The organism is Pseudomonadota bacterium (assembly GCA_016711215.1).
Lineage (GTDB): Bacteria > Myxococcota_A > Polyangia.
The window spans coordinates 24,670-50,992 of the sequence record JADJTL010000003.1 but is presented as its reverse complement, the minus strand read 5'-3'; the positions used below and the strand labels follow the sequence as shown (position 1 = coordinate 50,992).

At 69.9% G+C, this 26,323-nt stretch carries 10 protein-coding genes and 2 pseudogenes; 10 read left to right on the top strand and 2 right to left on the bottom strand.

All coding sequences use genetic code 11. From position 1 onward, the window contains the following. The first annotated feature begins 103 nt into the window (after window positions 1-103). From IPL40_09225 to IPL40_09210, 4 genes and pseudogenes are all read left to right on the top strand, one after another. Window positions 104-1,771, top strand: a complete 1,668-nt coding sequence (locus IPL40_09225; protein ID MBK8481341.1) for an acyl-CoA dehydrogenase family protein — start codon at window positions 104-106, stop codon at window positions 1,769-1,771. Window positions 1,772-1,868: 97 nt separating this feature from the next. Continuing rightward, window positions 1,869-11,000: pseudogene (locus IPL40_09220) on the top strand (SDR family NAD(P)-dependent oxidoreductase). A gap of 22 nt (window positions 11,001-11,022) precedes the next feature. Then, on the top strand, window positions 11,023-16,404 hold the full coding sequence (locus IPL40_09215; protein ID MBK8481340.1) for a hypothetical protein: 5,382 nt from the start codon (window positions 11,023-11,025) through the stop codon (window positions 16,402-16,404). A 10-nt stretch (window positions 16,405-16,414) separates the two neighbouring features. Further along, entirely contained in the window at window positions 16,415-17,116 is a 702-nt protein-coding gene (locus tag IPL40_09210) for a 4'-phosphopantetheinyl transferase superfamily protein (GenBank protein MBK8481339.1), read from the top strand. A 41-nt stretch (window positions 17,117-17,157) separates the two neighbouring features. On the opposite strand, the gene IPL40_09205 is transcribed toward IPL40_09210, so the two are convergent. Further along, window positions 17,158-19,371, bottom strand: a complete 2,214-nt coding sequence (locus IPL40_09205; protein MBK8481338.1) for a diguanylate cyclase — start codon at window positions 19,369-19,371, stop codon at window positions 17,158-17,160. Window positions 19,372-19,607: 236 nt separating this feature from the next. Here IPL40_09205 and IPL40_09200 point away from each other — a divergent pair, with 236 nt between their 5' ends. The 4 genes and pseudogenes from IPL40_09200 to IPL40_09185 all read left to right on the top strand — a co-directional run bounded on the left by IPL40_09200 (window position 19,608) and on the right by IPL40_09185 (window position 23,311). Beyond that, window positions 19,608-20,039: a hypothetical protein gene (locus IPL40_09200; GenBank protein MBK8481337.1), complete on the top strand. Its 432-nt coding sequence runs from the start codon at window positions 19,608-19,610 to the stop codon at window positions 20,037-20,039. A gap of 187 nt (window positions 20,040-20,226) precedes the next feature. Next, on the top strand, window positions 20,227-21,657 hold the full coding sequence (locus IPL40_09195; GenBank protein MBK8481336.1) for a hypothetical protein: 1,431 nt from the start codon (window positions 20,227-20,229) through the stop codon (window positions 21,655-21,657). Between the two features lie 41 nt (window positions 21,658-21,698). Next, window positions 21,699-22,601, top strand: a complete 903-nt coding sequence (locus IPL40_09190) for a zinc ABC transporter substrate-binding protein (GenBank protein MBK8481335.1) — start codon at window positions 21,699-21,701, stop codon at window positions 22,599-22,601. Then, a pseudogene (locus IPL40_09185) lies at window positions 22,598-23,311 on the top strand (metal ABC transporter permease). Before IPL40_09190 ends, IPL40_09185 begins: the two are co-directional and overlap by 4 nt. A 69-nt stretch (window positions 23,312-23,380) precedes the next feature. Here IPL40_09185 and IPL40_09180 read toward each other — a convergent pair. Further along, window positions 23,381-24,109, bottom strand: a complete 729-nt coding sequence (locus IPL40_09180; GenBank protein MBK8481334.1) for a methyltransferase domain-containing protein — start codon at window positions 24,107-24,109, stop codon at window positions 23,381-23,383. Between the two features lie 308 nt (window positions 24,110-24,417). On the opposite strand from IPL40_09180, the gene IPL40_09175 reads away from it, so the two are divergent. Together IPL40_09175 and IPL40_09170 are read left to right on the top strand one after the other, a co-directional pair. After that, window positions 24,418-25,518, top strand: a complete 1,101-nt coding sequence (locus IPL40_09175) for a hypothetical protein (GenBank protein ID MBK8481333.1) — start codon at window positions 24,418-24,420, stop codon at window positions 25,516-25,518. A gap of 10 nt (window positions 25,519-25,528) precedes the next feature. After that, window positions 25,529-26,239 (top strand): hypothetical protein, encoded by a 711-nt coding sequence (locus tag IPL40_09170; protein ID MBK8481332.1) that lies wholly within the window; start codon window positions 25,529-25,531, stop codon window positions 26,237-26,239. Window positions 26,240-26,323 lie beyond the last annotated feature (84 nt).

The window sequence follows — 26,323 nt, the reverse complement described above, 5'->3', positions numbered from 1 at the left end:
GCGCGGCCGGGCCCACGTCTTGCGCCCGATCCCGGGGCGCGGCGCGATCCACGACGAGGGCGAGGCGCGGCTACACGGCTACACGGCTACACGGAGGAGAGGCATGGCGCAGGCATTGCGTGGATTGGACAGAGAGACGCTCGATCTCACCCTTGCCGCCTTTCGCGACTTCGCGCGCGATCACCTGCCCGACGCGCGGCTGATCGACCTCGACACGCGCGACGAGTTCCCGAACGAGACGGTGCGCAGTCTCGGGGGCGAGGGCTTGGGGATCCAGCTCGCGTTCATTCCGGAGGCCTACGGCGGGATGGGTGGCGGGGCCTTCGACGTCTACCGGATCTGCGAGGCGCTGGCCCGCGTCGACGTCGGGGTCGCCACGGGCGTGCTCGCCACTTTCTTGGGCAGCGACCCGATCGTCTACGGTGGCACGCCTGAGCAGCAGGCTCGCTGGCTCGGTCGCATCGCCAACGAGGGCATCCTGATGGCCTATGGGGCGACGGAGCCCGAGGCTGGCAGCGATCTCGGTACGCTGCGGAGCACGGCGGAGCCCGTGCGCGAGCATGGCGTCGTCGTCGGTTACCGCCTCAACGGCAACAAGCAGTGGATCAGCAACGGCGGCTTCGCCGACGTATATACCTTCCTCGCCAACGCCCCTGGAGGGCCGAGCTGGTTCGTCGTCGAGCGCGGAGCCAAGGGCCTCAGCCACGGCAAACCCGAGGACAAGCACGGCATTCGCCTGAGCAACACCGCCACCGTGCACTGCGAGGACGTCTATGTCGACGCCGACCGGCTGGTGGGGGAGGTCGAGGGACAGGGCCTGGTGCAGGCCCAGCTCGTCTTCGGCTTCACGCGCCTGATGGTGGCGGCCTTCGGGCTCGGTGGTGGTTGGGCGGCGGTCGATCGCGCGATCGCCTACTCGCTCGAGCGGGTCCAAGGTGGCGGCCTGTTGGCCACCAAGCAGGGCTACACGCATAAGCTGATCGTTCCACACGTCGTTCAGCTCGAGGGTGCGCGGGCCTTCATCGAGGAGACCGCCGAGCGCATCGATGCCGGTGAGGGAACGCTCAACACCGAGGGGGCGATCTCCAAGTACCTGGCGACCGAGGCGGGCAATAACGCGGCCGAGGCGGCGATCCAGGCCCACGGCGGCTACGGCTACACCAAGGAATACATGGTCGAGAAGATCAAGCGCGACGTGCGCATCACCACGATCTACGAGGGCACCTCGGAGATCATGGAGATGACCATCGCGCGCGATCGCTGGCAGATCCAGATCAAGAGCCGAGGACAGCACTACCACGCGCAGGCGCGCGAGCTGGAGCAGCTCCACGCGCGGCAACCAGCGGTGGGTGCCGACGTGGCGGCGCTGGCGGCGCATGCCTTGGCGGAGGTGCTGGAGGCCGCGCGCGTGGCGCGCTTGACGCGGCATCAGCATGTGCTCTTTCGCGTCGGTGAGCTGGTGGCGTTTGTCGAGGCCGCTGGCGCCTTTGCGCGACGGGCCGCGCGGGCGGCCGAGGGCGAGCTGCCTGAGAAGACGGATCGGCGCTTCGACGCGACCGTCCTCGCCACGATGAGCCGGGTCTTCGCCCGCAAGGTGGCCCTGAAGGTGGTCTTGGAGGGCCCGCAGTGGGTCGCCGGCGCTGATGGCTTGCCAGACAGCGAGGGACCAGCCTTCGCGCAGCGCTGCGGCCTCGCCGCCGTGCAGGGGGCACAGCGCGGGCTGATCGCCGATATGGACCGAGTCGCCGACGCGCTCTATCAGCGCGGTTGAAGCGGGCGCTCGTCGGCGCCGCTGGGCACGCGGGCCTTCGCTGGCCGGCACCGGCGGCGCGCGGCTCTGGCGCGGCCTGCACAGGGAGTTTGTAGAGATGCGAGACACGTCAGCACGAGCGGTGGCGATCGTTGGTGTCGGAGCCGTAATGCCCGACGCGGCCGATGTGCCGTCCTTTTGGAACAATATTAGGTCCGGTCGCTACAGCATCACCGACGTGCCCCGCGAGCGCTGGAATGCGGACCTCTACTACGATCCGGATCGCGGCGCGCCCGACAAGACCTATTCGAAGATCGGCGGTTGGGCGCTGCACTGGAACTGGGATCCCCTCGCCTGGAAGCTGCCCGTGCCGCCGCGCGTGGGCGAGTCGATGGACCGTGGTCAGAAGTGGGCCGTGATCACCGCGCGTGAGGCGCTCGAGGACTACGGCTACCCAGAGCGGCCGCTCGATCCCGAGCGTACGGCGGTGATCATCGGCACCGCGATGGGCGGCGACCGGGCGGTCTTCAGCGCCGCGCGGGTGCTCTTCCCCGAGCTGGCCGAGGAGCTGCGGCAAGCGCCGACCTTTGCCGCGCTCACGCAGCAGCAGCAGCAGGCGATCCTCGAGGAGGGGCTGCGCGGTTACCGCCAGCGGATGCCGGACGTGACCGAGGACGCGATGCCCGGCGAGCTGGCGAATATCGTCGCCGGACGCGTGGCGGCGCTCTTCAACTTCCGCGGACCCAACTACATCGTCGATGCGGCCTGTGCCTCCGCGACGGCGGCGATCGGCACGGCGATCGAGGGCCTCGTGCAGGGCGACTACGACGCTGTGATCACCGGCGGCGTCGACGCCAATATGAACCCGTCGAGCTTTATCAAGTTCTGCAAGGTCGGCGCGCTCTCGGCCACGGGTACGCGGCCCTTTTCAGCGGGTGCCGACGGCTTCGTGATGGGGGAGGGTGCCGCGGCCTTCTTGCTCAAGCGTTTGGCCGACGCCGAGCGCGACGAGGATCGCATCTATGCGGTCATTCGCGGCGTCGGAGGTTCGAGCGACGGACGGGGCAAGGGCATCACTGCGCCCAACCCCGTCGGCCAAAGGCTGGCCGTGCGACGGGCCTGGGAGCACGCGGGCGTGTCGCCGGCCACGCTGAGCTTGCTCGAGGCGCATGGTACCTCGACGCGCGTCGGCGATGCGACCGAGGTCGGATCGCTCAACGAGGTTTTCGGCAGCCTCGGCTTGCCTCTCGGCGCGATCGCCCTCGGCTCGGTCAAGTCCAACGTCGGCCACCTCAAGGGCGCGGCTGGGGCTGCTGGGCTGCTCAAGGCGGTCCTGGCGCTGCACGATAAGGTGCTGCCGCCGAGCCTCGGCTTCGCCCAGCCCAACCCCAACATCGACTTCGCGCGCTCACCCTTTCGCGTCAACACGGAGCTGCGGCCCTGGGAGCAGCGCGCCGACGGGGTGCGTTGCGCGGCGGTCAGCTCGTTTGGCTTCGGGGGCACGAACTTCCACGCCGTGCTCGAAGAGCATGTGCCGGGCCGGCTGACCCGCGGCAGCCGGCGCAGCGCCAGCGTGCCGGGCGCCTGGGGCGACGCGGTCTCTGGGCTGGTCGCTGGGGCCGCGAGCGCGGCTCTCGGGTCGTCGCCCGCGGTCGTCGCGCTGGCCGCGGCGCCCTTGCGCGGGGCCCTCGTGTTGGGGGCCGCGGCGCCGGCTGCCCTGGCCGATCGCCTGCGCCAGGTCTGCGTCGAGGCGGAGGCGGGGCGGGTGCCGTCGGCGGCGCGGCCCGCGCTGGCCGATCTGCGCGCGCCGGAGCGCGTGGCGATCGACTACGGCGACGCATCAGAGCTGGCGAGCAAGGGCGCCAAGGCGCTCAAGGCGCTGGCCAGCGATCAGCTTGGAGTGTGGAAGGCGCTGCGAGCGCAGGGCATCTTTCGCGGCCGCGGGGCGGCGCCGAAGGTCGCGTTTCTCTACACCGGCCAGGGGTCGCAGTACGTCAACATGCTGCAGGTGCTGCGCCAGCAGCAGCCAATCGTGGCTGAGGTCTTCGCCGAGGCCGACCGCGTGATGTCGCCGCTGCTCGGGCGTCCGCTCAGCGATTACATCTTCGTCGACAGCGCGGACGCAGCCGAGATGGCTCGCGCAGAGGAGGATCTGCGGCAGACGGCGATTACGCAGCCTGCAGTGCTCGCGGCGGACGAGGCGCTGACGCGGCTGCTCGCGGCCTATGGCATCGCGCCCGACATGGTGATGGGGCACAGCCTCGGCGAGTACGGCGCGCTGGTAGCGGCCGGGGGCCTGCCCTTCGGTGACGCGCTCGAGGCGGTCAGCGCCCGTGGCCGCGAGATGACGCGCGTGGCGATCGGGGATTCTGGTGCGATGGCGGCGGTCTTCGCGCCCCTGGCCGAGGTCGAACGCATCGTCGCAGCGGTCAACGGCTACGTCGTCGTGGCCAATCACAACAGCAACAGCCAGGCGGTGGTCGGCGGGACGGTCGAGGCCGTCGCGCACGCCGTCGCCGCCGTCGAAGCGGCGGGCTATCGGGCCGTGCCCTTGACGGTCAGCCATGCCTTCCACACCAAGCTCGTGGCGCCCGCGAGCGCGCCGCTCTGCACAGTGCTGCAGCGGCTGCGCCTGCAACCCCCACAACTACCGCTGGTGGCCAACCTCAGCGGTGAGTTCTATCCGATGGGCGCGGCCGCGGTGCCGCAGATGATCGAGATCCTCGGTCAACAGGTCGCGGCGCCGGTGCAGTTCATCCATGGGCTACGCACCCTGCATCGGGCGGGCGCACGCCTCTTCGTCGAGATCGGGCCGAAGAAGGCGCTTCACGGCTTTGCCGAGGATGTCCTCGGCGACCAGCCCGACGTCTCCGCGCTCTTCACCAATCATCCGCGCCAGGGTGATGTCGTGTCCTTCAACCAGGCGCTCTGCGGGCTCTACGCGGCGGGGCTTGGCGCGTCGCGCGAGCAGGTGGCGGCTTTCGCGGCGACGCCTGCGGTGGCCTCGGGCGGCGGGTACGCGCTGCTCGGCGCGGCGGCTGCCGGAGGGGCGAGCGCTGGCGCCGAGGCGCTGGTGAGCGGGGGCCGTCGCCACGGCTCGGCGGAGGAGCACGAGCCGGTGGTGATCACCGGCGCCGCGATCGGTCTGCCCGGCGCCGGACGCGTCTTCGATCCGACCAACGTCGAGCGCATCCTGCGCGGCGACCAGCTGATCGACGCGCTACCCCTACGGCAGCGACGCGAGATCTTGGCCAAGCAGATCGTGCGCTTGGTCAAGAGTGAAGAGGGCGCGCGCTTCGAGCCGATCACTGATCTGAAACAGATCATCAAGCTCGCGGGGCGCGGCGGGACCTTCGACCTGACCGCCGAGTTCGGCTACCCGGCGGATCGGCTGCCCGCGCTCGACATCGTCACCCGCCTGGCGATCGCGGCAGGGATCGACGCGCTCAACGACGCCGGGCTGCCGCTGGTGCAGCACTACAAGACGACGACCCGCGGCACCCAGCTGCCGGCCGGTTGGCGCTTGCCCCAGGCGTTGCGCGACGACACCGGGGTGATCTTCGCCTCGTCCTTCCCCGGCTACGACGCGCTGGTTGCCGATCTCAAGCACTACTACACCGATCGCGCGCGGCGCGAGCGACTGGAGGAGCTCGAGAGCCTGCTGGTGCGCGTCAGCGGCGCCGACGCGCTGCTGCGTACGGAGCTCGAGCGACGGATCACCGCGCTGCGGGGTGAGCTCGAGCGTGAGGGCTACCAGTTTGATCGCCGCTTCGTGCTCAAGGTGCTGCCGATGGGGCACTCGCAGCTCGCCGACTTCATCGGTGCGCGTGGCCCCAATACGCACGTCAACGCGGCCTGCGCCAGCACGACGCATGCGCTTTCGGTGGCCGAGGACTGGATTCGACGCGGGCGCTGCCGGCGCGTGCTCGTGGTCTCCGGCGACAATGTCACCAGCGACCACATGATGGAGTGGTTCGGGTCGGGCTTCCTCGCCAGCGGCGCTGCAGCCACCGACGAGATCGTCGAAGAGGCGGCCGTGCCCTTCGATCGGCGACGCCACGGGCTGATCCTGGGGATGGGCGCCTCGGCGATCGTGCTCGAGAGCGCCGCGGCGGCCCGCGAGCGGGGTGTGCGCCCGATTTGCGAGCTGCTCGGCTCGCTGACCGCGAACAGCGCCTTCCACGCGACACGGCTCGATGTCGAGCATATCTGTGGGTTGTTGGAGCGGCTGATCGGCGACGCGGAGGCGCAGTGGGGCCTCGATCGGCGCGAGCTGGCGCCGCGTACGCTCTTTGTCTCGCACGAGACCTACACGCCGGCGCGCGGGGGCAGCGCGCAGGCCGAGATCGAGGCGCTGCGGCGCACCTTTGGTGCCAGCGCCGAGCAGATCCTGGTGGCGAATACCAAGGGACTGACCGGTCATGCGATGGGGGTTGGCATCGAGGACGTGGTGGCGATCAAGGCGCTCGAGACGGGCGTGGTGCCGCCGGTGCCGAACTACCGCGAGCCGGATCCGGACCTTGGCCCGATCAACCTCTCACGGGGCGGCGCGCACGAGCTTGGCTATGCCCTGCGGCTCGGCGCTGGCTTTGGATCGCAGATCAGCTTCGCGCTGCTGCGCTGGGCGCCGACGGCCGACGGCCGGCGCCCGGCCCCGAGCGCCCTTGGGCACGCAACCCGCGTCGTGGACCGTCAGCGATGGGAACGCTGGTTGGCGGAGGTCAGCGGGCAGGCAGCGCCCGAGACCGAGGTCGTACAGCGAACCTTGCGGATCAAGGACCATGGGCCGACGCCGGCCGTGATCCAGCCTTTGGCGCCAGCGTCTGCCGGACAGTCGGCGCAGGGACGGGCGAGCGTCGGCTCCCTGCCGGCGCCCGCCGCGACCAGCGCTGCCTCGCGCGCGCCCGCGGCGGTGGCGCTGTCTGCGCCGATCTCGGTGGCCGCGCCTGCTGGGGCTGCAGCACCTTCAGCCCTGGCGGCCAGTCCGCCGCTAGGCGCTGGGCCGGCCAGCACGGGCGTGTTGTCCGAGATCCTGCAGCTGGTGGCAGACAGTACGGGCTACGCGACGGACATGCTCGATCCCGAGCTCGATCTGGAGGCAGATCTGGGAATCGACACGGTGAAGCAGGCGGAGACCTTCGCCCAGGTACGGGAGCGCTACGCGATCCCGCGCGCAGATCACGGCGTTGGTGGCGGAGAGCACGGGCTACGCCGCGGACATGCTCGATCCCGAGCTCGATCTGGAGGCAGATCTGGGGATCGACACGGTGAAGCAGGCGGAGACCTTCGCCCAGGTGCGGGAGCGCTACGCGATCCCGCGCGATGAGGGGCTGCGGCTGCGCGACTTCCCGACGCTGCGGCACGTGACGCAGTTCGTCTACGACCATCGGCCCGACCTGCGCGTGGCGCAGGCGGTGGCGCCCGTGCTCGTGGCGGCGCCTGCAGCGCCTGCAGCGCCTGCCGTGTCTGCCGTGTCTGCCGTGCCTGCAGCGCTGCCCGCGCCTGCAGCGCTGCCCGCGCCCGCGGTCGTTGGTAGCGCGCCCGCGGCCGGCCGGGTCGACTCGGTGTTGGCGCAGATCACGGCGTTGGTGGCGGAGAGCACGGGCTACGCCGCGGACATGCTCGATCCCGAGCTCGATCTGGAGGCAGATCTGGGATCGACACGGTGAAGCAGGCGGAGACCTTCGCCCAGGTGCGGGAGCGCTACGCGATCCCGCGCGATGAGGGGCTGCGGCTGCGCGACTTCCCGACGCTGCGGCACGTGACGCAGTTCGTCTACGACCACCGGCCCGACCTGCGCGTGGCGCAGGCGGTGGCGCCCGTGCTCGTGGCGGCGCCTGCGGCGCCTGCAGCGCCTGCCGTGTCTGCCGTGCCTGCAGCGCTGCCCGCGCCTGCAGCGCTGCCCGCGCCCGCGGTCGTTGGTAGCGCGCCCGCGGCCGGCCGGGTCGACTCGGTGCTGGCGCAGATCACGGCGTTGGTGGCGGAGAGCACGGGCTACGCCGCGGACATGCTCGATCCCGAGCTCGATCTGGAGGCAGATCTGGGGATCGACACGGTGAAGCAGGCGGAGACCTTCGCCCAGGTGCGGGAGCGCTACGCGATCCCGCGCGATGAGGGGCTGCGGCTGCGCGACTTCCCGACGCTGCGGCACGTGACGCAGTTCGTCTACGACCACCGGCCCGACCTGCGCGTGGCGCAGGCGGTGGCGCCCGTGCTCGTGGCGGCGCCTGCAGCGCCTGCAGCGCCTGCCGTGTCTGCCGTGCCTGCAGCGCTGCCCGCGCCTGCAGCGCTGCCCGCGCCCGCGGTCGTTGGTAGCGCGCCCGCGGCTGCCCGGGTCGACTCGGTGCTGGCGCAGATCACGGCGTTGGTGGCGGAGAGCACGGGCTACGCCGCGGACATGCTCGATCCCGAGCTCGATCTGGAGGCAGATCTGGGGATCGACACGGTGAAGCAGGCGGAGACCTTCGCCCAGGTGCGGGAGCGCTACGCGATCCCGCGCGATGAGGGGCTGCGGCTGCGCGACTTCCCGACGCTGCGGCACGTGACGCAGTTCGTCTACGACCACCGGCCCGACCTGCGCGTGGCGCTCCAGGGCGTGGTCGGCCGGTCCGCGTCAGCCGCGACGGCGGACGTCCAGGTCGCCACGCCGGAGCGCGCGTCGGGGTCCGCGAGTCTCGCGGCGGCGCCCGTCGCGCTGCTGCCGCGGGCCAGCCGCGAGGCGATGGACTCGGTGCCTCGCCGCGTGCCCCTGCCGCAGCTACGCCCCGCGCTCGAGCTCTGTCAGCCGACGGAGATCGAGCTCGATGCGCGAAGCCGCGTGGTCGTCATGCTCGACCGCGGAGGCGTCGGTGCACAGTTGGTCGCGCGTCTCGAGGGAGCAGGCGTATCGGTCTTGGCGATCGGCGACGCGCCAGATGCGGCGACGCTGCTCCAGCGGCTGACGGCGTTCAGCGCCGAAGGGTCAGTGCAGGGCGTCTATTGGTTGCCTGCGCTCGACCCCGAGGGCGACTTCACCGCGCTCTCCCCAGAGGCCTTCCGCGAGGCGCTGCGCCTGCGGGTCAAGCTGCTGCACGCGACGATGCGCGCGCTCTATGATCAGGTGGCGGCGTCGAGCAGCTTTCTTGTCGCGGCGACGCGTTTGGGTGGGCTCCACGGCTACGAGCCCGTGGGTCCCTTCGCCCCGCTCGGCGGCGCGGTCAGCGGCTTCGTCAAGGCCTTCAAGCGTGAGCGGCCCGAGGCGCTCGTCAAATGCGTCGACTTCGAGCGCGATTGCGAGAGCGTAGCCGTCGCGGCGCTGGTCCTCGACGAGACCCGGCGTGATCGCGGCATCGTCGAGGTCGGCTACCAGGACAATCTGCGCTGGACCGTGGGCCTGGCCGACGTTCCCCTCGCCGCGAGCGCTGGGGGGGCGGCGGCCCTCGCGCCGGCTGGTGAGCGGCCGGTCCTCGTCGTGACGGGCGCTGCAGGCAGCATTGTGGCGGCCATCGTGGCTGACCTGGCAGCGGCCTGGCCGGGGGTCTTCTATCTGCTCGACCGCGTGGCCGAGCCGGTGGCCGACGACCCCGACCTGCTGCGCTTCTCGTCGGACCGCGAGGGGCTCAAGCTCGAGCTCTTCGAGCGCCGTCGAGCGCGCGGCGAGCGCGTCACCCCGGCCCAGATCGAGCGAGAGCTCGCGGGTTTCGAGCGGGCCGCCGCTGCGCAGTCGGCGATCGACGCCGTGCGCGCCGCTGGGGGTGAGGTGCGCTACCGGTGCCTGGATCTGCTCGACGGGGGTGCCGTCGCGCAGGTCCTCGACGAGGTGCGGCGTGCGCATGGCCGCATCGACGTCCTGCTCCACGCCGCTGGTGTCGAGATCAGCCACTTCCTTCCCGATAAGGAGCCAGCCGAGTTCGACCTCGTCTTCGACGTCAAGGCCGAGGGCTGGTTCAACCTGCTGCGCGCCGCGCGCGGGCTTACGGTCGGGACCACCGTGATTTTCAGCTCGATATCGGGGCGCTTCGGCAACGGCGGGCAGACCGACTACAGCGCGGCGAATGACCTGCTCTGCAAGACCAGCGCAAGCCTGCCACGCTTCTGGCCCGGCACGCGGACGATCAGCATCGACTGGACGGCGTGGGGCGGGATCGGGATGGCGGCGCGGGGATCGATTCCCAAGCTGATGGAGCGCGCCGGCATCGACATGCTGCGACCGGAGGCGGGAATCGGCATCGTGCGGCGTGAGCTCCAGGCGGAACCCGTCGGTGCGGTCGAGGTGCTCGTTGCCGATCGGCTCGGTCTCCTGCTCGCGGAGTGGGAGCCTACGGGAGGGCTCGCGCCGGCGCTGGCGCCCGCGGGCACGGCTGGTCCGATGCTGACGCGTGCTACGGCGATGACGCTGCACGGCGGCCTCTCGGTCGAGGTGAGGCTGGATCCGAGTGAGCAGCCCTTCCTCTTCGACCATCGAATCGAAGGTACGGCGCTGCTGCCCGGCGTGATGGGGATCGAGGCCTTCGCCGAGGCCGCGCGCTGGGCCTTGCCGCAATGGCAGGTCGCGGCGGTCGAAGACGTCGAGTTCTCGAAGCCCTTCAAGTTCTACCGCGGCGAGCCGCGGACCGTGACCGTCAACGCACAGTTCCAGCGCGACGGTGAGTATGTCGTGGCGCACTGTGTGCTGCGGGGCCTGCGGCAGCTCAGCGGCCAAGCGGCTCCGCAGCTCAGCACGCACTTCCGCGCGCGCGTACGGCTCGCGCGCGGGGGCGGCGCGGGCCTGAAGGCCGAGCAACCACGCCTCAGCGAGCTGCCCCGCGTCGTCGCCGAGGACATCTACCGGGTCTACTTCCACGGTCCGGCCTATCGCGTGCTGGAGGCCGCCTGGCGTGATGGCGAGGTCATCTATGGGCTCTTGCCGGCCGAGCTGCCCGTGCACCATCGGCCCGAGACCCTGCTGACGGTGATGGCCCCACGCTTGATCGAACTCTGCTTCCAGACCGCCGGGGCCTACGAGATCGGCGTGCTCGGCCGCATGGGCCTGCCGGCGACGGTTGAGCGGGTCGAGACCCTGCGCGATCCCGCCACGGCCGAGGGCCGGCTCTACGCCGTGGTGCGTCCCGTCGCGGGGCGCGCCGGTGGGCTCGCTGAGCCCAGCTTCGACGCTTATGTCACCGACGAGGCCGGCAACGTCTTCGTCACTCTGCGTGGCTACCGCACGATCGCTCTGCCGAGCGGCGTTGCCGAGGCCGCGCGCGCGCCGCTGCGCTTGGCTATGCGCTGACCCAGCGCTTCGACGGACACCGATGCAACCATCAGCCTTTCAACGAATTGCGGTAGTGAGCCGCGGCGAGCCTGCCGCGCGCTTCGTACGTACGGCCCGCGAGTGGGCGATCGCCCGGGGGCGCGCGCTGCGCACCGTGGCGCTGCACACGGCAGCCGATGCGCGTAGCCTCTTCGTGCGCGAGGCTGACGTGTCCTGCGCGCTCGCCGCGCCCTGGCTGCCCGGTGAGGGCGGCGCCAACGCCCGGGGGGGCGGATCTAGCCCCGACCTCGCCGTGCTCGAGGTCGCGCTGCGGGCCTCTGGCGCCGACGCGCTTTGGGTCGGCTGGGATCTCAGCGCGCACTACGCCGTGCTGGCGCAGCTGGCTCAGCGCCTCGGTCTGAGCTTCCTGGGCCCGACCGGCGACGCCCTGCAGCGAAGCGCTGACCGGTCCGCGTTGCAGGGGTTATGCGAGCGTCTGACCCTGCCTTGGGCCGGCGGCGATCTCGCTGGCTGGGCGCGCGCGCGGCGCATCGCCGTCCACCTGGCGAGCGACGGCGCCGGGACGGTTTGGACCCTCGGCGCCTGTGACGTGACCTTGCAAGCGCAGGGTCAGGCGCAGTTGGTTGAAGCGCCGCCGCCGGGGATCGCGCGCTCGCTCGGCGACGCCCTGGACTGCGCGGCGCTGCGTCTCGTGCGTGAGCTTGGCCTGAACAGCCTCTGCGCCGTCGAGTTCGTTTTCCAGCCGGAGACGGAGCGCTGGGGCGTGGAGCGGCTACAGCTCGGGCTCTCGCTCACGCATGGCGCTGTCGAGGCCAGCAGCGGCGTCGACCTGATCAAGCTCCAGCTCGATCTCGCCGACGGGCAGCGGCTCGAAGGGGAGGCGCCGCTTGCGACTGGCTCTGCCCTGGAGGTGCGCCTGCAGGCCGACGCGCGGGTCGGGGTCGGCGCTGCGAGTGGCAGCCCGCTGCACACGCTGCGACTGCCACTGGGCACCGGTGTCAGCGTCGAGATCGGTTATGCGGCCGGGGACCTGGTCCCGGCCGGCGCGGCCGTCGACGTGGCGCGGCTGGTGACGACCGGGCTGCGCCGCGAGCAGGCGCTGGCGCGGATGGAGCAGGCCCTGCGCGACACCGCGCTGTTGATCGGCGACGGGGCCAGCAATCAGGGCCTGCTGCTCGGTCTGCTGGCCCAGCCCGAGGTGCAGTCAGGCCGTGCCGACGCGACCTGGCTCGAGCGCTGGTCGGCCGCCCGTGGCGGAGAGGTGGCTCCCGGTGCTGCGCTGGCCGTGGTGGTTGCGGCCGTCGTGACCTACCGCGCCGAGCTGGCGGCCGAGCGGCTGCACTTCTACGTGACGGCGGCTCATGGGCGCCCCGAGCTCGACGATGAGGTCGGCCGGGCGATCGAGCTGAGCTACGCCGGGGAGAGCTATCGCCTGCAGGTGCGCCGACTCGGACCACAATCCTACCGCGCCTACGTCAGCGGGTTATTCATCGACCTCGACCTCGAGGAGCTCGAACCCTCGAGCTACCGTGTTCACTGTGCGGGACGGCGGTACCGCGTGGTGGCTGGCGCCAACGGCCCCGCGCAGGTCGTCTTGCTCGATGGCGTTCCCCATCGCGTGCAGGGCGACCGCGGGGGCGTTGTCAGGGCGCCGGCGCCCGCGGTGGTGGTGTCGGTCGGGGTGAAGGAAGGCGATGAGGTCGCGATCGGCGACCGGCTCGCCGTGCTCGAGGCGATGAAGAGCGAGACTGCGCTGCTGGCGCGCTTTTCCGGTCGCGTCCGCCGCGTGTTGGTCGTCAACAACGGGCAGGTCGCCGCGGGCGCGCCCCTGTTCGTGATCGAGCCGCCGGCGGCGGCCGGCGAAGCGGCGGGCGAGGGCGTGCGGCTGCGCTTCGACGGGGTCGGCGTGCGTGAACGCGATGGAATGGGCGAGAGCGCGGGGCGCGAGCTGCTCGCCGAGCTGCGAGCGTCCGTCCTCGGCTTCGACGCGGACGCCGCCCGGCTGCGTCAGGCGGTCGCCGAGCACGGTGTGCTGACGCCAGGGCTGCCCGCCGACGACGCCGAGGCGCTGCGGCTGGAGGACGAGCTGCTCGGCTTCTTCGTCGACCTGCGCTCGCTCTTTCGCCGCAAGGGCCTCGATCGCCACGAGGACGAGGAGACGGCCGAGAGTGCCACGGAATACCTGCTGACCTACCTACGCGAGCTCGACGCGCAGGGCGAGAGCCTGCCGCGCGACTTCGTCGAGCGCTTGCAGCGCGCGCTGCAGCACTATGGCGTTCGCCAGCTCGAGCGCTCTGCGGCGCTGGAGGAGGCGCTCTTTCGCATCTTCAAGGCGCAGCAACGGCTCGAGGATCAGCTCACGCCGGTTTACAGCGTGCTGCAGCGGCGGCTCGACCGCCGCGACACGCTGGCGCCGCTGGTCAGCAGGGGATTTCTGGCGGTGCTCGATCGGCTGATCGTCGAAACCCAGGGCCGCTTTCCGGCGCTCAACGATCTGGCGCATGAGGTTCGCTACCGGTATTTCGACCAGCCGGTGCTCGATCGGAATCGCAGCCGCGCGCAGGCGGAGGCGGCCGCCCAGGTCGCCACGCTGGCGCGGCTGCCCGCCGGACGAAGCGACGAGGCCGCGATGCAGGCCCTCGTCGAGCTACCGCAACCGCTGACCCGGCTGCTCTTCGAGCGCTCCGACGAGGACGCGCCCGGCCGGCAGCGGGTGCTGCTCGAGCTGCTGCTGCGGCGGCACTACCGCATTCGGTCACTCGAGCATGTGCGCGCGCTCGGGCACGAAGACGGCCCAGTGCTGGCCGGCGACTACCCCTACGAGGGGCAGCGGATCCGAGTGTTGAGTGCGTGCAGCGAGCCTGCGCGCCTGGCACAAACCCTCCGCGCGCTCGCGTCCCTGGACGAGGGCGGTGAAGCGGGGGCGGAGCTCGCGCTCGAGATCTACTGCCGACGACAGGAACCGATCGCCGAGGTCGAGCAACTCGGTGACGAGCTGCTCGCGCTGCTGCAGCGCGTCGAGCTCGGACGACCACTGCGGCGCGTGGTGATCGGGGTCTCGCATGCCGGTGGGGCCTCGCGGGTGGCCTACTTCACGTTCCGGCAGCGGGCGGAGGGCTTCTACGAGGATCGCCTCTATCGGGGCCTTCACCCGATGATCGGCAAGCGCTTGCAGCTCTGGCGACTGAGCAACTTCGCGATCGAGCGCCTGCCCTCCGTCGAGGACGTCTACCTCTACCGCGCCAAGGGGCGCGACAACCCGAAGGATGAGCGGCTCTTCGCCTTGGCCGAGGTCCGTGACCTGACCGCCGTGCGCGACAGCCAGGGCCGCGTCGAGCGCCTGCCCGAGCTCGAGCGGATGTTACAGGAGGCGTTGGCGGGCATTCGCCGCGTGCAAGCGCAGCGGCTCCCGCAGCAGCGCCTGCAGTGGAACCGCGTGCAGCTCTTCGTCTGGCCGGTCTTCGACCTGCGCGCCGAGGAGCTCAACGCGGTCGTGCATCGACTGGCGCCGACGACCGCGGGTCTCGGGCTCGAGCGCGTGCTGCTTCGCGCGATGATGCCCGATCCCGAGACCGGCGAATTGCGCGATCGCGTGCTCGACATCGCCAAGCGCGGCGGCGCCGGGGTCACGGTGCGCTTTCGCGAGCCACCGACCGCGCCGATGCAGCCGGTGACGGAGTACGTGCGGAAGGTCGTCTCTCTGCGCCAGCGCGGCTTGCTCTACCCCTACGAGCTGATCGAAATGCTGACGCCGGCGCGCGAAGGGGTGCAGGCCGAGTACCCGCCCGGGGAGTTCGTCGAGTACGATCTCGACGCCGAGGGCAAGCTCGTGCCGGTTGAGCGGCCTTACGGTTTGAATCAGGCGAACATCGTCGTGGGCGTGATTCGGCATTTCACGACGCGCTACCCGGAGGGGATGAGCCGCGTCGTGCTCCTCGGCGATCCGAGCCGGGGCATGGGGGCGCTGGCGGAGCCGGAGTGCCGCCGCATCAACGCCGCGCTGGCCTTGGCGCAGGCGCTCGGGCTGCCGCTCGAGTGGTTTGCCGTCTCGGCGGGGGCGAAGATCTCGATGAGCAGCGGCGTCGAGAACATGGATTGGATTTCGTTGGTCTTGCGCCGGCTGATCGAGTTCACGCAGGCCGGCGGCGAGGTCAACGTCGTCGTGATGGGCATCAACGTCGGCGCCCAGCCCTATTGGAACGCCGAGGCGACGATGCTGATGCATACCCGCGGCATTCTGATCATGACGGCGCAAGGCTCGATGGTGCTGACGGGCAAGCGAGCGCTCGACTACTCGGGTGGCGTCTCGGCGGCCGACAACGAGGGCATCGGCGGTTACGATCACATCATGGGGCCCAACGGGCAGGCGCAGTACTTCGCGGCCGACGTCCACGAGGCCTGCAAGCTGCTGCTGCGCTACTACGAGCACAGCTACGTCGCGCCGGGCGAGCGCTTCCCGCGGCGCGGCGTCAGCAGCGATGCCGTCGATCGCGACGTGCGCAGCGCTAAGCACGGCCATATCGACGGCACGAGCTTTCTCACGGTGGGTGAGATCTTCTCCGATGAGCACAATCCCGGGCGCAAGAAGCCCTTCGACATTCGCCGGGTGATGCATGCGGTGGTCGACCAGGACGACCAGGCCCTCGAGCGCTGGCGCAACATGCGGGACGCCGAGACCTCGGTCGTCTGGGATGCCTGTATCGGCGGTTATCCGGTCTGTCTGCTCGGCCTGGAGTCGCGGCCGCTGCCGCGCCTGGGCTTCGTCCCGGCCGACGGGCCGCGGCGCTGGACCGCGGGGACGCTCTTTCCTCAGTCCTCGAAGAAGGTGGCGCGCGCGATCAACAGCGTGGGCGGTCGGCGCCCGCTCGTGGTGCTGGCGAACCTCTCCGGCTTCGACGGCTCGCCCGAGTCGATGCGCAACGTGCAGCTCGAGTACGGCGCCGAGATCGGTCGCGCCGTGGTCAACTTCCGCGGACCGATCGTCTTCGCGGTCGTCTCGCGCTACCACGGCGGTGCCTTCGTCGTGTTCTCGAGCCAGCTCAACGAGCGGATGGAGGTGGCCGCCCTCGATGGCACCTTCGCCTCGGTCATCGGCGGTGCTCCGGCGGCGGCCGTCGTCTTCTCGCGCGATGTCGACAAGCGCACGCGGGACGATGCGCGCATGCGCGAGCTCGAGGCCCAGTGCCAGCAGGCCGAAGGGGTCGAGAAGGTGCGCTTGCGGGCGCGGCTCGACGCCCTGATGCGCGTCGTCGAGTCCGAGAAGCTCGGAGAGGTCGCCGAGGAGTACGATCGCGTCCACGATATCTTCCGGGCGCAGAAGATGGGCTCGGTGCATCACATCATCCCGCCGGAACGGCTGCGGCCCTACCTGGTCGAGGCGATCGAGCGCGGCCTGCAGCGCGAGCTGACGCGGCCGGCCTGAGCAGATCGCGATGCTGCCGCCCGGCGTGGCCTGGTTGCTGCAAACCGCGGCCGCTGTTGCCGAGGGCGATGCGTGGCTGGCGCCGGCAGAGCGTCTGGTCCAGGGCGGCCTGCTGCTGCCACGGCGCCGCGGGCAGTGGCGACTGGGGCGCTGGACGGCCAAGCGCGCGCTGGCTGACCGGCTCGGGGTCGCGCCTCAGGAGCTTGCGCGACTCGAGGTGCGGGCCGCGAGCGACGGGGCGCCCGAGGCCCAACTCGACGGCACTGCCCTGCCGCTCGTGCTTTCGCTCAGCCACTGCGCCGACCACGGTCTCGCCGCGCTCGCGGCTGAGGGCATCGCGCTCGGCGCCGACCTCGAGAAGGTCGAGGCGCGCAGCGGCGCCTTTGTTCGTGAGTTTTTCACGCCTGCCGAGCAGCGCTGGCTCGCCGAGCTGTCGGCCGACCAGCAGGCCGAGTCGGCGACGCTGATCTGGAGCGCCAAGGAAAGCGCGCTGAAGGCGCTGCGCACGGGTCTGCGCCGCGACACGCGCAGCGTCGAGGTGAGGCGCGCGCCTGCACTGCGGGTCGCCCCTTCGGGCGCGGCCGATGCGCCCTGGACCGCGCTGACCGTCCGCGATCTCGAGGGTCGCCGCAGCTTCAGCGGCGTCTGGCGCCGGGTCGGCGAGCGGGTCCTGACGCTGGTCGCCGACCCGTGGGAGGGCGTGCTTCCCTGAGGCCGCGCAGCGACCTGGGGTGCGAGCCCGGCGGCAGCAGCTCAGGTCGAAGGCGGCGCTTCCTCGGTTGCCACGACGACCCGGTTGCGGCCGGCGCTCTTGGCTTGATAGAGGGCCGCGTCCGCCTGTCGCAACAAAGCGGGCAGGTCGTCGGGTTGGGCCCGGCCGGCGACGCCGACCGAGAGCGTTACGGGGATCGTCTGCCCATCGACCATGATGCTCAGGGCCTCGATGGTTCGGCGGATGCGCTCCCCCACCTCTCGCGCCAGGGGCGGGGGCGTTTGGGGCAGGAGCGCTGCGAATTCCTCGCCGCCGTAGCGCCCGACGAGATCCATCTCGCGGATCTTCGTCTTCAGGCATTCGCCCACGCGGGCCAGTACCAGGTCTCCGGCCTGGTGGCCGTAGCGGTCGTTGATCCGCTTGAAATGGTCGACGTCCACCATCAGCACGGAGACCGGACCGCCGAGCCGGCGGCAGCGTCGTAGCTCCTGCTCGGCAAGGTGGAAGAAATGCGTGCGGTTGAGCAGACCCGTCAGGCCATCCGTCGTCGCCAACGAACGCGTCTCGCCAAAGAGCCGCGCGTTCTGGGCGGCCACGCCCGCCGTCCCGGTGAAGGTGTTCACGAGATCCAGGTCGCGCTCGGAAAAGGGCTCGCCCGTCCTGCGGTCCAGCGCGAGGATGCCGATGACCTCGTCGCGGGCCCGCAGCGGTAGGGCGAGCCATGACGACACCCGTTGCAGGCCCAGGTAGTGCCCCTCGCCCGGGGAGGGGGATGTCGGCGTGCAAAGGACCTGCTCGCCACTTCGCGCGATCTTGGACAAGGCGCGAAGCTCGTCCAAGGGCACGGGGCCCGAGGGGAGCTGCTGCGCAGCGAAGCCCCGCGACGCGACGACACGAATCCCTTCACCTTCAAGCGCGAACACGACCGCCTGATCGAACCTCACGAAGCGAGCCACATGACCGAGCAGCCGATCCAACACCTCCGGAAGCTCGAGGGTCGAGTTGAGGTCCGCGCCAACCTGCCGCACCGTATCCGCGAGGCGTGCCTGCGCCTGTTCGGCCCGTAGCACGTTCAACTCGCGCTGGCGGCGGATGATCAGCGCGGCGAGCCAGAAGGCGGCTTGAACGAGGCTGCCGAGGGGAAAGGCGAACGCCGCCAGACGGTTGACCTGGAGGCCGGTGCCGATGACTGAAAAGGCCTGCACGCCCCCACCGATCATGGTCGCGCCCAGTCCGAGCGTGAAGAGGCGGATCGAGGCATCGCCGCTAACCACCGCCCGCGCCAGTTGGACGATCGTGGCCAGGGCCAGACCGGAAAGAATGGCCGCCCCGACGCGATACCCCGCCGCATGCCAGGCCGAAGCGAGGAAGCCGAGCGCGCTGAGCACGACGAAGCCGCCGACCGCGGCGCGTGCGCGCCCGCGAAGCCGCAGAAACTCGAGCACGGCAAGACCTACGCCGAGCACGACGCCGGCGACCGAGATCGCCTGCAAGAGCGGAAAGGACTGCGGGCCCGGCCAGGAGGAGAAGCACGCCGCGCCGATGCCGAAGTTCTGCACCAGCCAGACCTGCAGCGCCAGGCAGTAGAGGGCGTAGGCCGAGGCGACGCGGCTCCCCGCGTAGGCGCCGAAGCCGAGGGCGACGACGATCATCATCAGCAGGAGACCGCTGTAGACGCCTGCACCGACCCATAGCAGGGCGTTCTCGCGGACAAAGCGGGTCTCGTCGGCGAGCATGATCCACGGACGAATCGTCTTGAAGTCCTGCACGATCGCCGTGATCACCGCGCCCTCGGGTAGGTCGGGCAGCCGCGCATTGGGGAAGGGGCTGATGATCGCCCGCTGCGCGAAGGGCAGGGCGCGACCGGAGACGAAGATCGAGGGGCAACCGCGCACGTCGGTGGCGACGACCATAAAGATCTCGGCGATTGGATCCTGCAGGTAGACGATCGGCGATCGCCCCGCGCGTTGCTGGCGATCGACCTTGAGCTGCAAGGCGCGGGCTGGCTTGCTCAACGACAGGTCTGGGAGCGCGAGGCGATCGCAACCCGCGCGCGGCCGCGAGACGGCGTCGCGGAGCTTGGTTAGCCAACGGAGCGCATCGTCCGAAGCCGCGGGACCGCGCGGGGCATCCCAGAGCATGGTCAAGGGCGCCGAGGCGGTCTTCGCGTGCGCTGCAGCCCCGGGGAAGAACCCGGCGAGCACAGCCCATAGCAGCAGAGCGAAGCAAGGCCGCTTGCCGATCGGAGGCGTCATGTTGAACGCGCCCTCCAAGCTCCGGTCGCCGGCCCCGGGACCTTGGCCGCCCCTTGACCTTCGAAGATTGACTCCTGGAACTTTCGCAGGTTAAGTGACATTTGCGCGCTCGTCCATCTGGGGCTTGGATTGGAATGCCCTCGAAGGGACGACTCTCCGGCAGGTCGCTCGCAACCAAGAAGCGGCTCAGCGCCGGTTGACCAGCCCGCGGGTGCGCTGATAGCGTGCCCGCGCTGATGGCTTCCAACGGCTTCCGCTATCGCTCGGCCTTGCTCGTCGCCCTCTGGCTCTCGGCGCCGCTGGCCAGCGCGCTGCACGCGATCGCGTCGTCTTCCCCGCTGGGTCGCGCCCACGTCCATCGCTACTGCGGTCAGCACCGAACGATCGAGGAAGGGCCGGCGGCCGCAAGGCAGGCGCCTTCGCCCGCGCCGCAGCAGCGCTCGGCGTTGCTGCAAGGCAGCGCGGCGCACGGCGGCGACGATCACGCCTCCTGTCCGCTGGCCGATCGCTCCAACCTCAGCGAGAAGCTCCGCCACGGCGTGCGGGGGATCAGCGCTGGCTTTTGCGGCAGGGGGGCCTCCCGCGGTCCCTGGCTCCCAGCGCCCGCCGCCGATCGATCGACCGGCTTGCTGCGCGTCGCGCCAAAGACCTCGCCTCCGCTCGTGTGATCCCCTGATCCCTTGATCCCCTGATTCAGTGATTCACTGCTTTAGTGGTCACCGATCCCTGATCACTGTTTGCTCCTGCCCTGATCGTCAGGGGCACGCGGACGGCACGCTTGCGCGGCCCGCCTGCGCGCGGCGGCGGCGGCGGCGGCGGCGGCCATGGGTCTGCACCCGCGGAGAAGGTAAAGCCATGTCCCAGCGTCCTCGTCGCCTCCGCGCAGCCTGCGTGGGTCGCCTGACGCTCCTGCTGCTCGTCCCCGCGCCGCTCGGCGCAGGTCTGGCGCGCGCCCAGAACCCATCGGATGGCGCGCCTGCCGACCACGTCGCCCCCGCCGCGCGGGAAGCGGAGCCCTTGCCCTCCCGCGTCGAGCTGCTGCGGCGTATCGAGGCGTTGGAGCAGGCGGTGACCGAGCGCACCCCGTCGCCCGGGCCACCGCCCGTGGGCGCGCCGGCCTCGACCCAGAACGCTTTCAATCCCGAGATCTCCATCATCACCGACCTCACCTTCGCTGCGCCGAACCTCGCGGATCGGGAGGCGAGTGCCCTGGCCCTTCCCGGGCTGCTCGAGCAAAGCGATCGCGGCGGGAAGCTGCGCGGCATCAACTTCAACTACTTCGAGCTGGTCTTCAACGCCGCGGTCGACCCCTACTTCGACTTCTTCGGTGTCCTCACGCTCGAGCCTGATGGCCTCGAGATCGAAGAAGCGTACATCGACCTGCGCTCCTTGCCCTTCGGGTGCCGCCTCCGCGTCGGGAAGTTCCTCTCGGCCTTCGGGCGGCTCAACGGCCTGCATAAGCACCTTTGGGACTTCAATGATCCACCGCTGATCTACGAGGGACTGATCGGCGGCGAAGGGCTCAAGAACCCCGGCGTCCGGCTCTCCTGGACGGCTCCCCTCGACTACCTGCTGCAGGCTCACGCCGAGGTCTATCAAGGGGCCTTCGACCAGGCGCCGACCTTCAACGCCGCCGGCTTTGAGCTGTCCACGGCAGACGGAGCGACGCTCTCGGCCAAGGCCCCTGCCGTCCCTGTCTTGTACATCGGCTCGCTCAAGACCTCCTTCGATGTCGGCGATCACGTCCTTCTCCTCGGCGGGTCGCTGATCTACGGTCACTCGACCCAGAGCCGCATCGAGGGCCTGCCGACCGATATGGCCCTCAGCGCCCCGGGCACCCTCGTCTACGACGCCGAGCTCACCTACAAGTACCTGCTCAGCTCGTACAGGAGCATTACCTGGCAGACCGAGTACCTAGGGCGCCTCTCGTCCGGGCGACTCGCCCTGGCCTCTGACGGCGCGATCCACGAGGCCGAAAAGCGGCAGGGCGGGGGCTATAGCGAGCTGATCTGGCGCTTCGATGCTGCGGGCCAATGGCGAGTGGGTGGCCGTCTGGATCTGCTGACGGAGAACGTGGTCAGCGTCGACGACGTGCGGCAGCCGCTCCAGCGCCTGCTTCCACGCTATGCCGCGATGTTGGAGTTCAGCCCCTCCGAGTACTCCAGATTTCGACTCCAGTACGACCTCGATCGCTCGCGCTTTCTTGAGGGGGCGCAGCGGGACGTCCACGAGCTCCTGCTGCAGGTGAACATCGCCGTCGGCCCCCACGGCGCGCATGCCTTCTGACGAACCCAGGCGCCTGTTGGCGCCAGCAGAGGAGCGTTGAGATGAAGCTCAGGTTGATCGGCGTGCTGGCCGCTGCGGTGGTCGGCTTCGCCCACGCAGGCTCCGCCCAGGCCAAGCGCAAGATCGTCGTCAGCTATCCCTACGTGGCGTCGTTGGTGCGGGAGATCGCGCGCGAGCGAAGCGAGGTCGCCGTGCTCGCCAAGGGCGACGAGGATCCGCATTTCGTGGTGCCGCGGCCCTCCTTCATCGGCAAGCTGCGCCAGGCCGACCTGCTGATCATCAACGGCGCGTCGCTCGAGATCGGCTTCATCCCGCCGCTGATCCGCCAGGCCAGCAACCCCCGGATTCTGCCTAGCGCTCCCGGCTTCCTCGATCTATCCGCGTCTGTCGCGCTGATCGACAAGCCCCGCTCCCTGAGCCGATCCGAGGGCGACGTCCATCCAGAGGGCAATCCGCACTTCATCCTCGACTGGCATAACGTGCCGGCGCTGGCGCGGGCGATCGCCGAGGCGCTCGGCCGCATCGACCGCGCGGGGGCGGCGGGCTATCAGCAGAACCTCGAGGCCTTTCTGTCGCGCTGGAGGCCGCGGTCGGCGGCCTGGGACCGGCGCGCCGCGCCGTTGCGCGGCCAGAAGCTGCTCCAGTACCACCGACTCTTCAATTACTTCGCCGGACGCACGGGCATGATAATCGTCGGCGAACTGGAGCCGAAGCCCGGCATTCCACCGACCAGCAGGCACCTCGCGGAGCTGATCGAGGCGAATGGCTCCGGCACGGTCCACCTGATCGCCGCCGACGCCTATCACGAGCAGTCCTCGCCCGCCGGCCTGGCGAAGAAGCTGTCGGCGCGCTGGGCCGTCTTGCCGCATGACCTGGGCGCCGTTCCCGGCGTGCAGGACCTCTTCGGCCTCTATGACACGCTGCTCGCGAGGGCGCTGCCATGATCGACGTGCTCTTTGGCGCCTTCTTGCTCTCGGTCGTCCTGCTCGGCATCCATTCCTACTATGGGCTGCACATCATCGAGCGCGGCATCATCTTCACCGACCTCGGGATTGGCCAGATGGCCGCCCTGGGCGCCGCGACGGCCATCTGGTGCTTCGACGGCCAGCACGTCTACCTGGTGTCGCTCCTCTTCTCGCTCGCCGGTGCGCTGCTGATCGCCCTCTCGACGAAGCGCGCGAAGCATCAGGAGGCCTTCATCGGGCTGCTCTACGCCTTTGGCATGAGCGCCGCCGTCCTGGTGCTCAGCCGCGCGCCGCGCGGGGGTGAGGAGCTACAGCACCTGATCGCCGCCGACATCCTCTTCGTACCGCTGAGCGCGGTGCTCAAGACAGCCGGGCTCTATCTGGCCATTGGCGCGCTGCTCTGGCTGACGATGGGGCGACTGCGGGGGTTGTGGAAGGAGCTGGTGTTCTTCGGCTCCTTCTCGCTGACGGTCACCAGCTCTGTGAACCTCGCCGGAGTGCTGGTGGTCTTCGCCATCCTCGTCTCGCCCGCCTTCATCATGTCGGCGACGCGCTACTCCTTTAAGGTGAAGCTGCTCGGCGCGTGGGGGCTAGGGACGGCGCTGAACCTGATCGCCATCACCGCCTCATACTTCTTCGACCTCCCGACCGGCTATACGGTGGTCGCGCTCTACGCGCTCAGCGGGATGGTCTTCGCGCTCGCTCGGGGGCCAGGAGCGAACGAGCGTCCCCCCGTTCAGGCTCGGCCGGCGGCTACGCTAGCCCGTCTTGCGCAGCTCGAGCAGATTGAGGAAGCAGAAGCCTGGCCAAGCGGCGGTGGCATTGAGCAGCCGGTGCAGGGGGAGGGCGCGGGCCGGGGCGAGCCAGGTCAGGGCGGAGACGATCGGGTACGTCGGAAAGATGCCGCGCCGGCTCAGGACCTCGAAGCCGCAGGCTTCGAGCAGCTCGAGGTACTCGGCGATCGGCCGATCGCCCGGGTGGCGCTCTGGCTCGGAGGTGCGAATCAGCCGTCCAGCGAAGAGGAGCGCCAGGCGTGAGGCGAAGTGCGCGAGGTTTGGGAGCGAGACGTAGGCGCGCCCACCTGGTTTCAGCACCCGCGCCATCTCGCGCAGCGCCTCGGGCTGCCTCGCGTAGCCGAGGTGCTCGATCACGTCGAGCGCTAGCACCAGGTCGAAGCTCTCGGCCTCCCAGGGCATGTGCCCGACGTCGCCGCGGGTCACCGCGGGTGAGCTGTAGTTCAGGTCGAGCCCCTGAATATCGCGCCCCTGCTTGCGATACTCCTCGACGAGCAGCCCCTCGCCGCAGCCGACGTCGAGGATGCGCGCCCGCTCCAGGGCCGGCTGGTCGAGATACGCACGCACCCGAGCCATCTTCTCGACGTAGACCGGGTAGTAGCGCCAGCTCGGGTCCGGCGCGCGATGGTAATCGCCGCGCTGCTGATACTCGCCAGCGCGAGCCGCCGGGGTTGAGGAGGTTGCGCCGTCCATGCGGCCCCCTATAGCGCGAGAGGGGCCCGGCGCGTCAATCGAAAAGCCGCAAACGAGCCAAGCACCGGCGAGCCGCCTTGGTGACTGGGCCCCCGGGGCTGCGCCCCCACTACCCAGGCCCCTGGAGTTCAGGGCAGACAAAAGTCCCTGTCTCGGCGTGCGGCGCGGGCGGCGCGCCGCTGGGCGGAAGAGGGCACGGCCCTTGCTGAGGGCCTTGCTAATCGGACGAGCAGTCGCGTGCCCGCTTGGCTTTCACGCGTTGAGCCCAATCCACCAGGGCCCGCAGCACCGCAGAGGAGGATCCGCCAATGAAGTCTCGCCACACCCTGATCTTCGCATCATGCCTGCTCCTCGCATCCTGCGGCCTCGCGGCGGACGAAGGACCGCCCATCGGAGGCGACGGTGTCGACGCCCTCCCGGAACGGGTCGGCTCGACCGCGCAGGCGCTCAGCGCCAACCCGATCAAGGGCCATGTCGATCAGGTCCTGCAGGTCAACGGCAGCTGGTACATCACCGGCTGGGCCTGTGAGAAGGCGCAAAGCCGCTCGATAAAGGTGCTCTTCTACGCGTCGCCCAGCAGCAGCGCCTACGCGAGTGGCGCCCTGATCAGCAGCACCCTGGCCAATCTTCCCAGCTCGGCAGCCGTGGCGAGCGCCTGCGGCAGCACCCTGCTGACCCATCGCTACCGGATTAGGATCCCCACGACGACGCTGCAGCTCCGCGGTGGCGCCTATGTTCACGTGCTCGGCGTTCGGGCCACGAACAGGAACGCCGCGGCGCCGCTCATCAGCTCTGGCTCGTTCCGGGTGCCGAGCCTGACGGAGAACTACGCCTGCACCGAGAGGAACGCCGATCTCTGCGTCTTCCCGTCCGCGAGCGCCAACAACACGCTCGCGATCCTGTCCGAGTCGCACGACAGCAACACCACCACACACCGGCTGAGCTCCGGCGGCGTGGTCCTCGGCGTTAGCAGCTTCGGTGGCGGCTTCATCAACGAGCTCGCCTTGCCCGGTGTCGGCGACATCATCGGCGCCAAGTCCGGCCGCTTCGGTCGCGGCGGTCAATCGGCGATTCGTGACCGGCTGCACAAGGCGGTCTACAACCCGACGCAGGCCGGGTTTTCCGACATCGCTGGAACCTCGGCTCGGGTCACCATAACCCGTGACTACCAGACGCTGATCCTGCGGCCGCGCCGCCTGGCCACCTATAACGGCGACGGCAACTACGACTACGTCAAGGCGACGGACCTCGCGCGCGACCGCTATCTCCCCGCCAACGGCGACAAGGACAACTTCGCCGACTCCGGTTCCCAGGCCGACGAGGTCACCTCGGAGTTCGACTTACGGCACCTACAGAAACTGCCGGGACGGCGCCTCGATCACCATCCCCTGCTTCAAACACTACTATGAGTATCGCTTCGTGCGGACAACGGATGAGTCGGCGGCGCTGAAGCAGTTCATCCACGGGACGATGGAGAAGAACGGCTCCAGCGTGCTCGACAGCACGCTCTTGGGTCGGACGATCACGTCGCTCTATGGCCCCGCGATCGGCAACGCGGGTCAGTATGACCTTGGACAGCTTATCGCGCGTTGGTCGCTGCGCTTCGACAACGCCGTATGGAACCCCACCTTCCTCTTCTACCTCAAGAGAGGGAACATTCTGACCAGCGCGATCGCCCGGAGCGGCGGCGCAAAAGAGGCTGCGCTAGGTAACAAGATCAGCAATCCGCTCCAGGCCGGCTATGAGAAGGCGCTGATCCTCAGCACCTCGAGCAATCCGACCCAGGGCACGGCGATCGCCATCTACAAGCCGCGCTCGGCCGCGAACGCCGAGCCGATCGTGACGAGGGTCTTCGGCGGACAGACGCTGCGGGCCGAAAGCCGCCGCACGAGCGACAACCTCTTCGACGACAACGCCGCCCTCTCCAACGTCGGACTTGGCGAGAACATGTCAAAGCTCGCGTTCACCGATGTCTTCACCGGGCTGCTCAACCCGACCAAGCTGAACAGATCTGGAACGGCGCTGGCCGAGCGAAAGTACGAGCTGCTCCGTTCAGAGGTCTATCTGCTGATCGGCACCCCAATCGCAATCAGGGACACAATCGCCCGCATCGCTGCCACGACGCACTAGTCGCCGCATCGGAAGAGGCTAAACGCACCATCGCTAGGGTGAGCTACGGATGTCATGGCACGCACCGAACGTGTCAACGCGGTT

Excerpts from the sequence above, each read along its gene's own strand:
- IPL40_09215 (MBK8481340.1), top strand. The coding sequence starts at position 11,023 with ATGCAACCATCAGCCTTTCAACGAATTGCGGTAGTGAGCCGCGGCGAG.
- IPL40_09225 (MBK8481341.1), top strand. The coding sequence starts at position 104 with ATGGCGCAGGCATTGCGTGGATTGGACAGAGAGACGCTCGATCTCACC.
- IPL40_09175 (MBK8481333.1), top strand. The coding sequence starts at position 24,418 with ATGAAGTCTCGCCACACCCTGATCTTCGCATCATGCCTGCTCCTCGCA.
- IPL40_09200 (MBK8481337.1), top strand. The coding sequence starts at position 19,608 with ATGGCTTCCAACGGCTTCCGCTATCGCTCGGCCTTGCTCGTCGCCCTC.
- IPL40_09205 (MBK8481338.1), bottom strand. The coding sequence starts at position 19,371 with ATGACGCCTCCGATCGGCAAGCGGCCTTGCTTCGCTCTGCTGCTATGG.
- IPL40_09195 (MBK8481336.1), top strand. The coding sequence starts at position 20,227 with ATGTCCCAGCGTCCTCGTCGCCTCCGCGCAGCCTGCGTGGGTCGCCTG.
- IPL40_09190 (MBK8481335.1), top strand. The coding sequence starts at position 21,699 with ATGAAGCTCAGGTTGATCGGCGTGCTGGCCGCTGCGGTGGTCGGCTTC.
- IPL40_09180 (MBK8481334.1), bottom strand. The coding sequence starts at position 24,109 with ATGGACGGCGCAACCTCCTCAACCCCGGCGGCTCGCGCTGGCGAGTAT.
- IPL40_09210 (MBK8481339.1), top strand. The coding sequence starts at position 16,415 with ATGCTGCCGCCCGGCGTGGCCTGGTTGCTGCAAACCGCGGCCGCTGTT.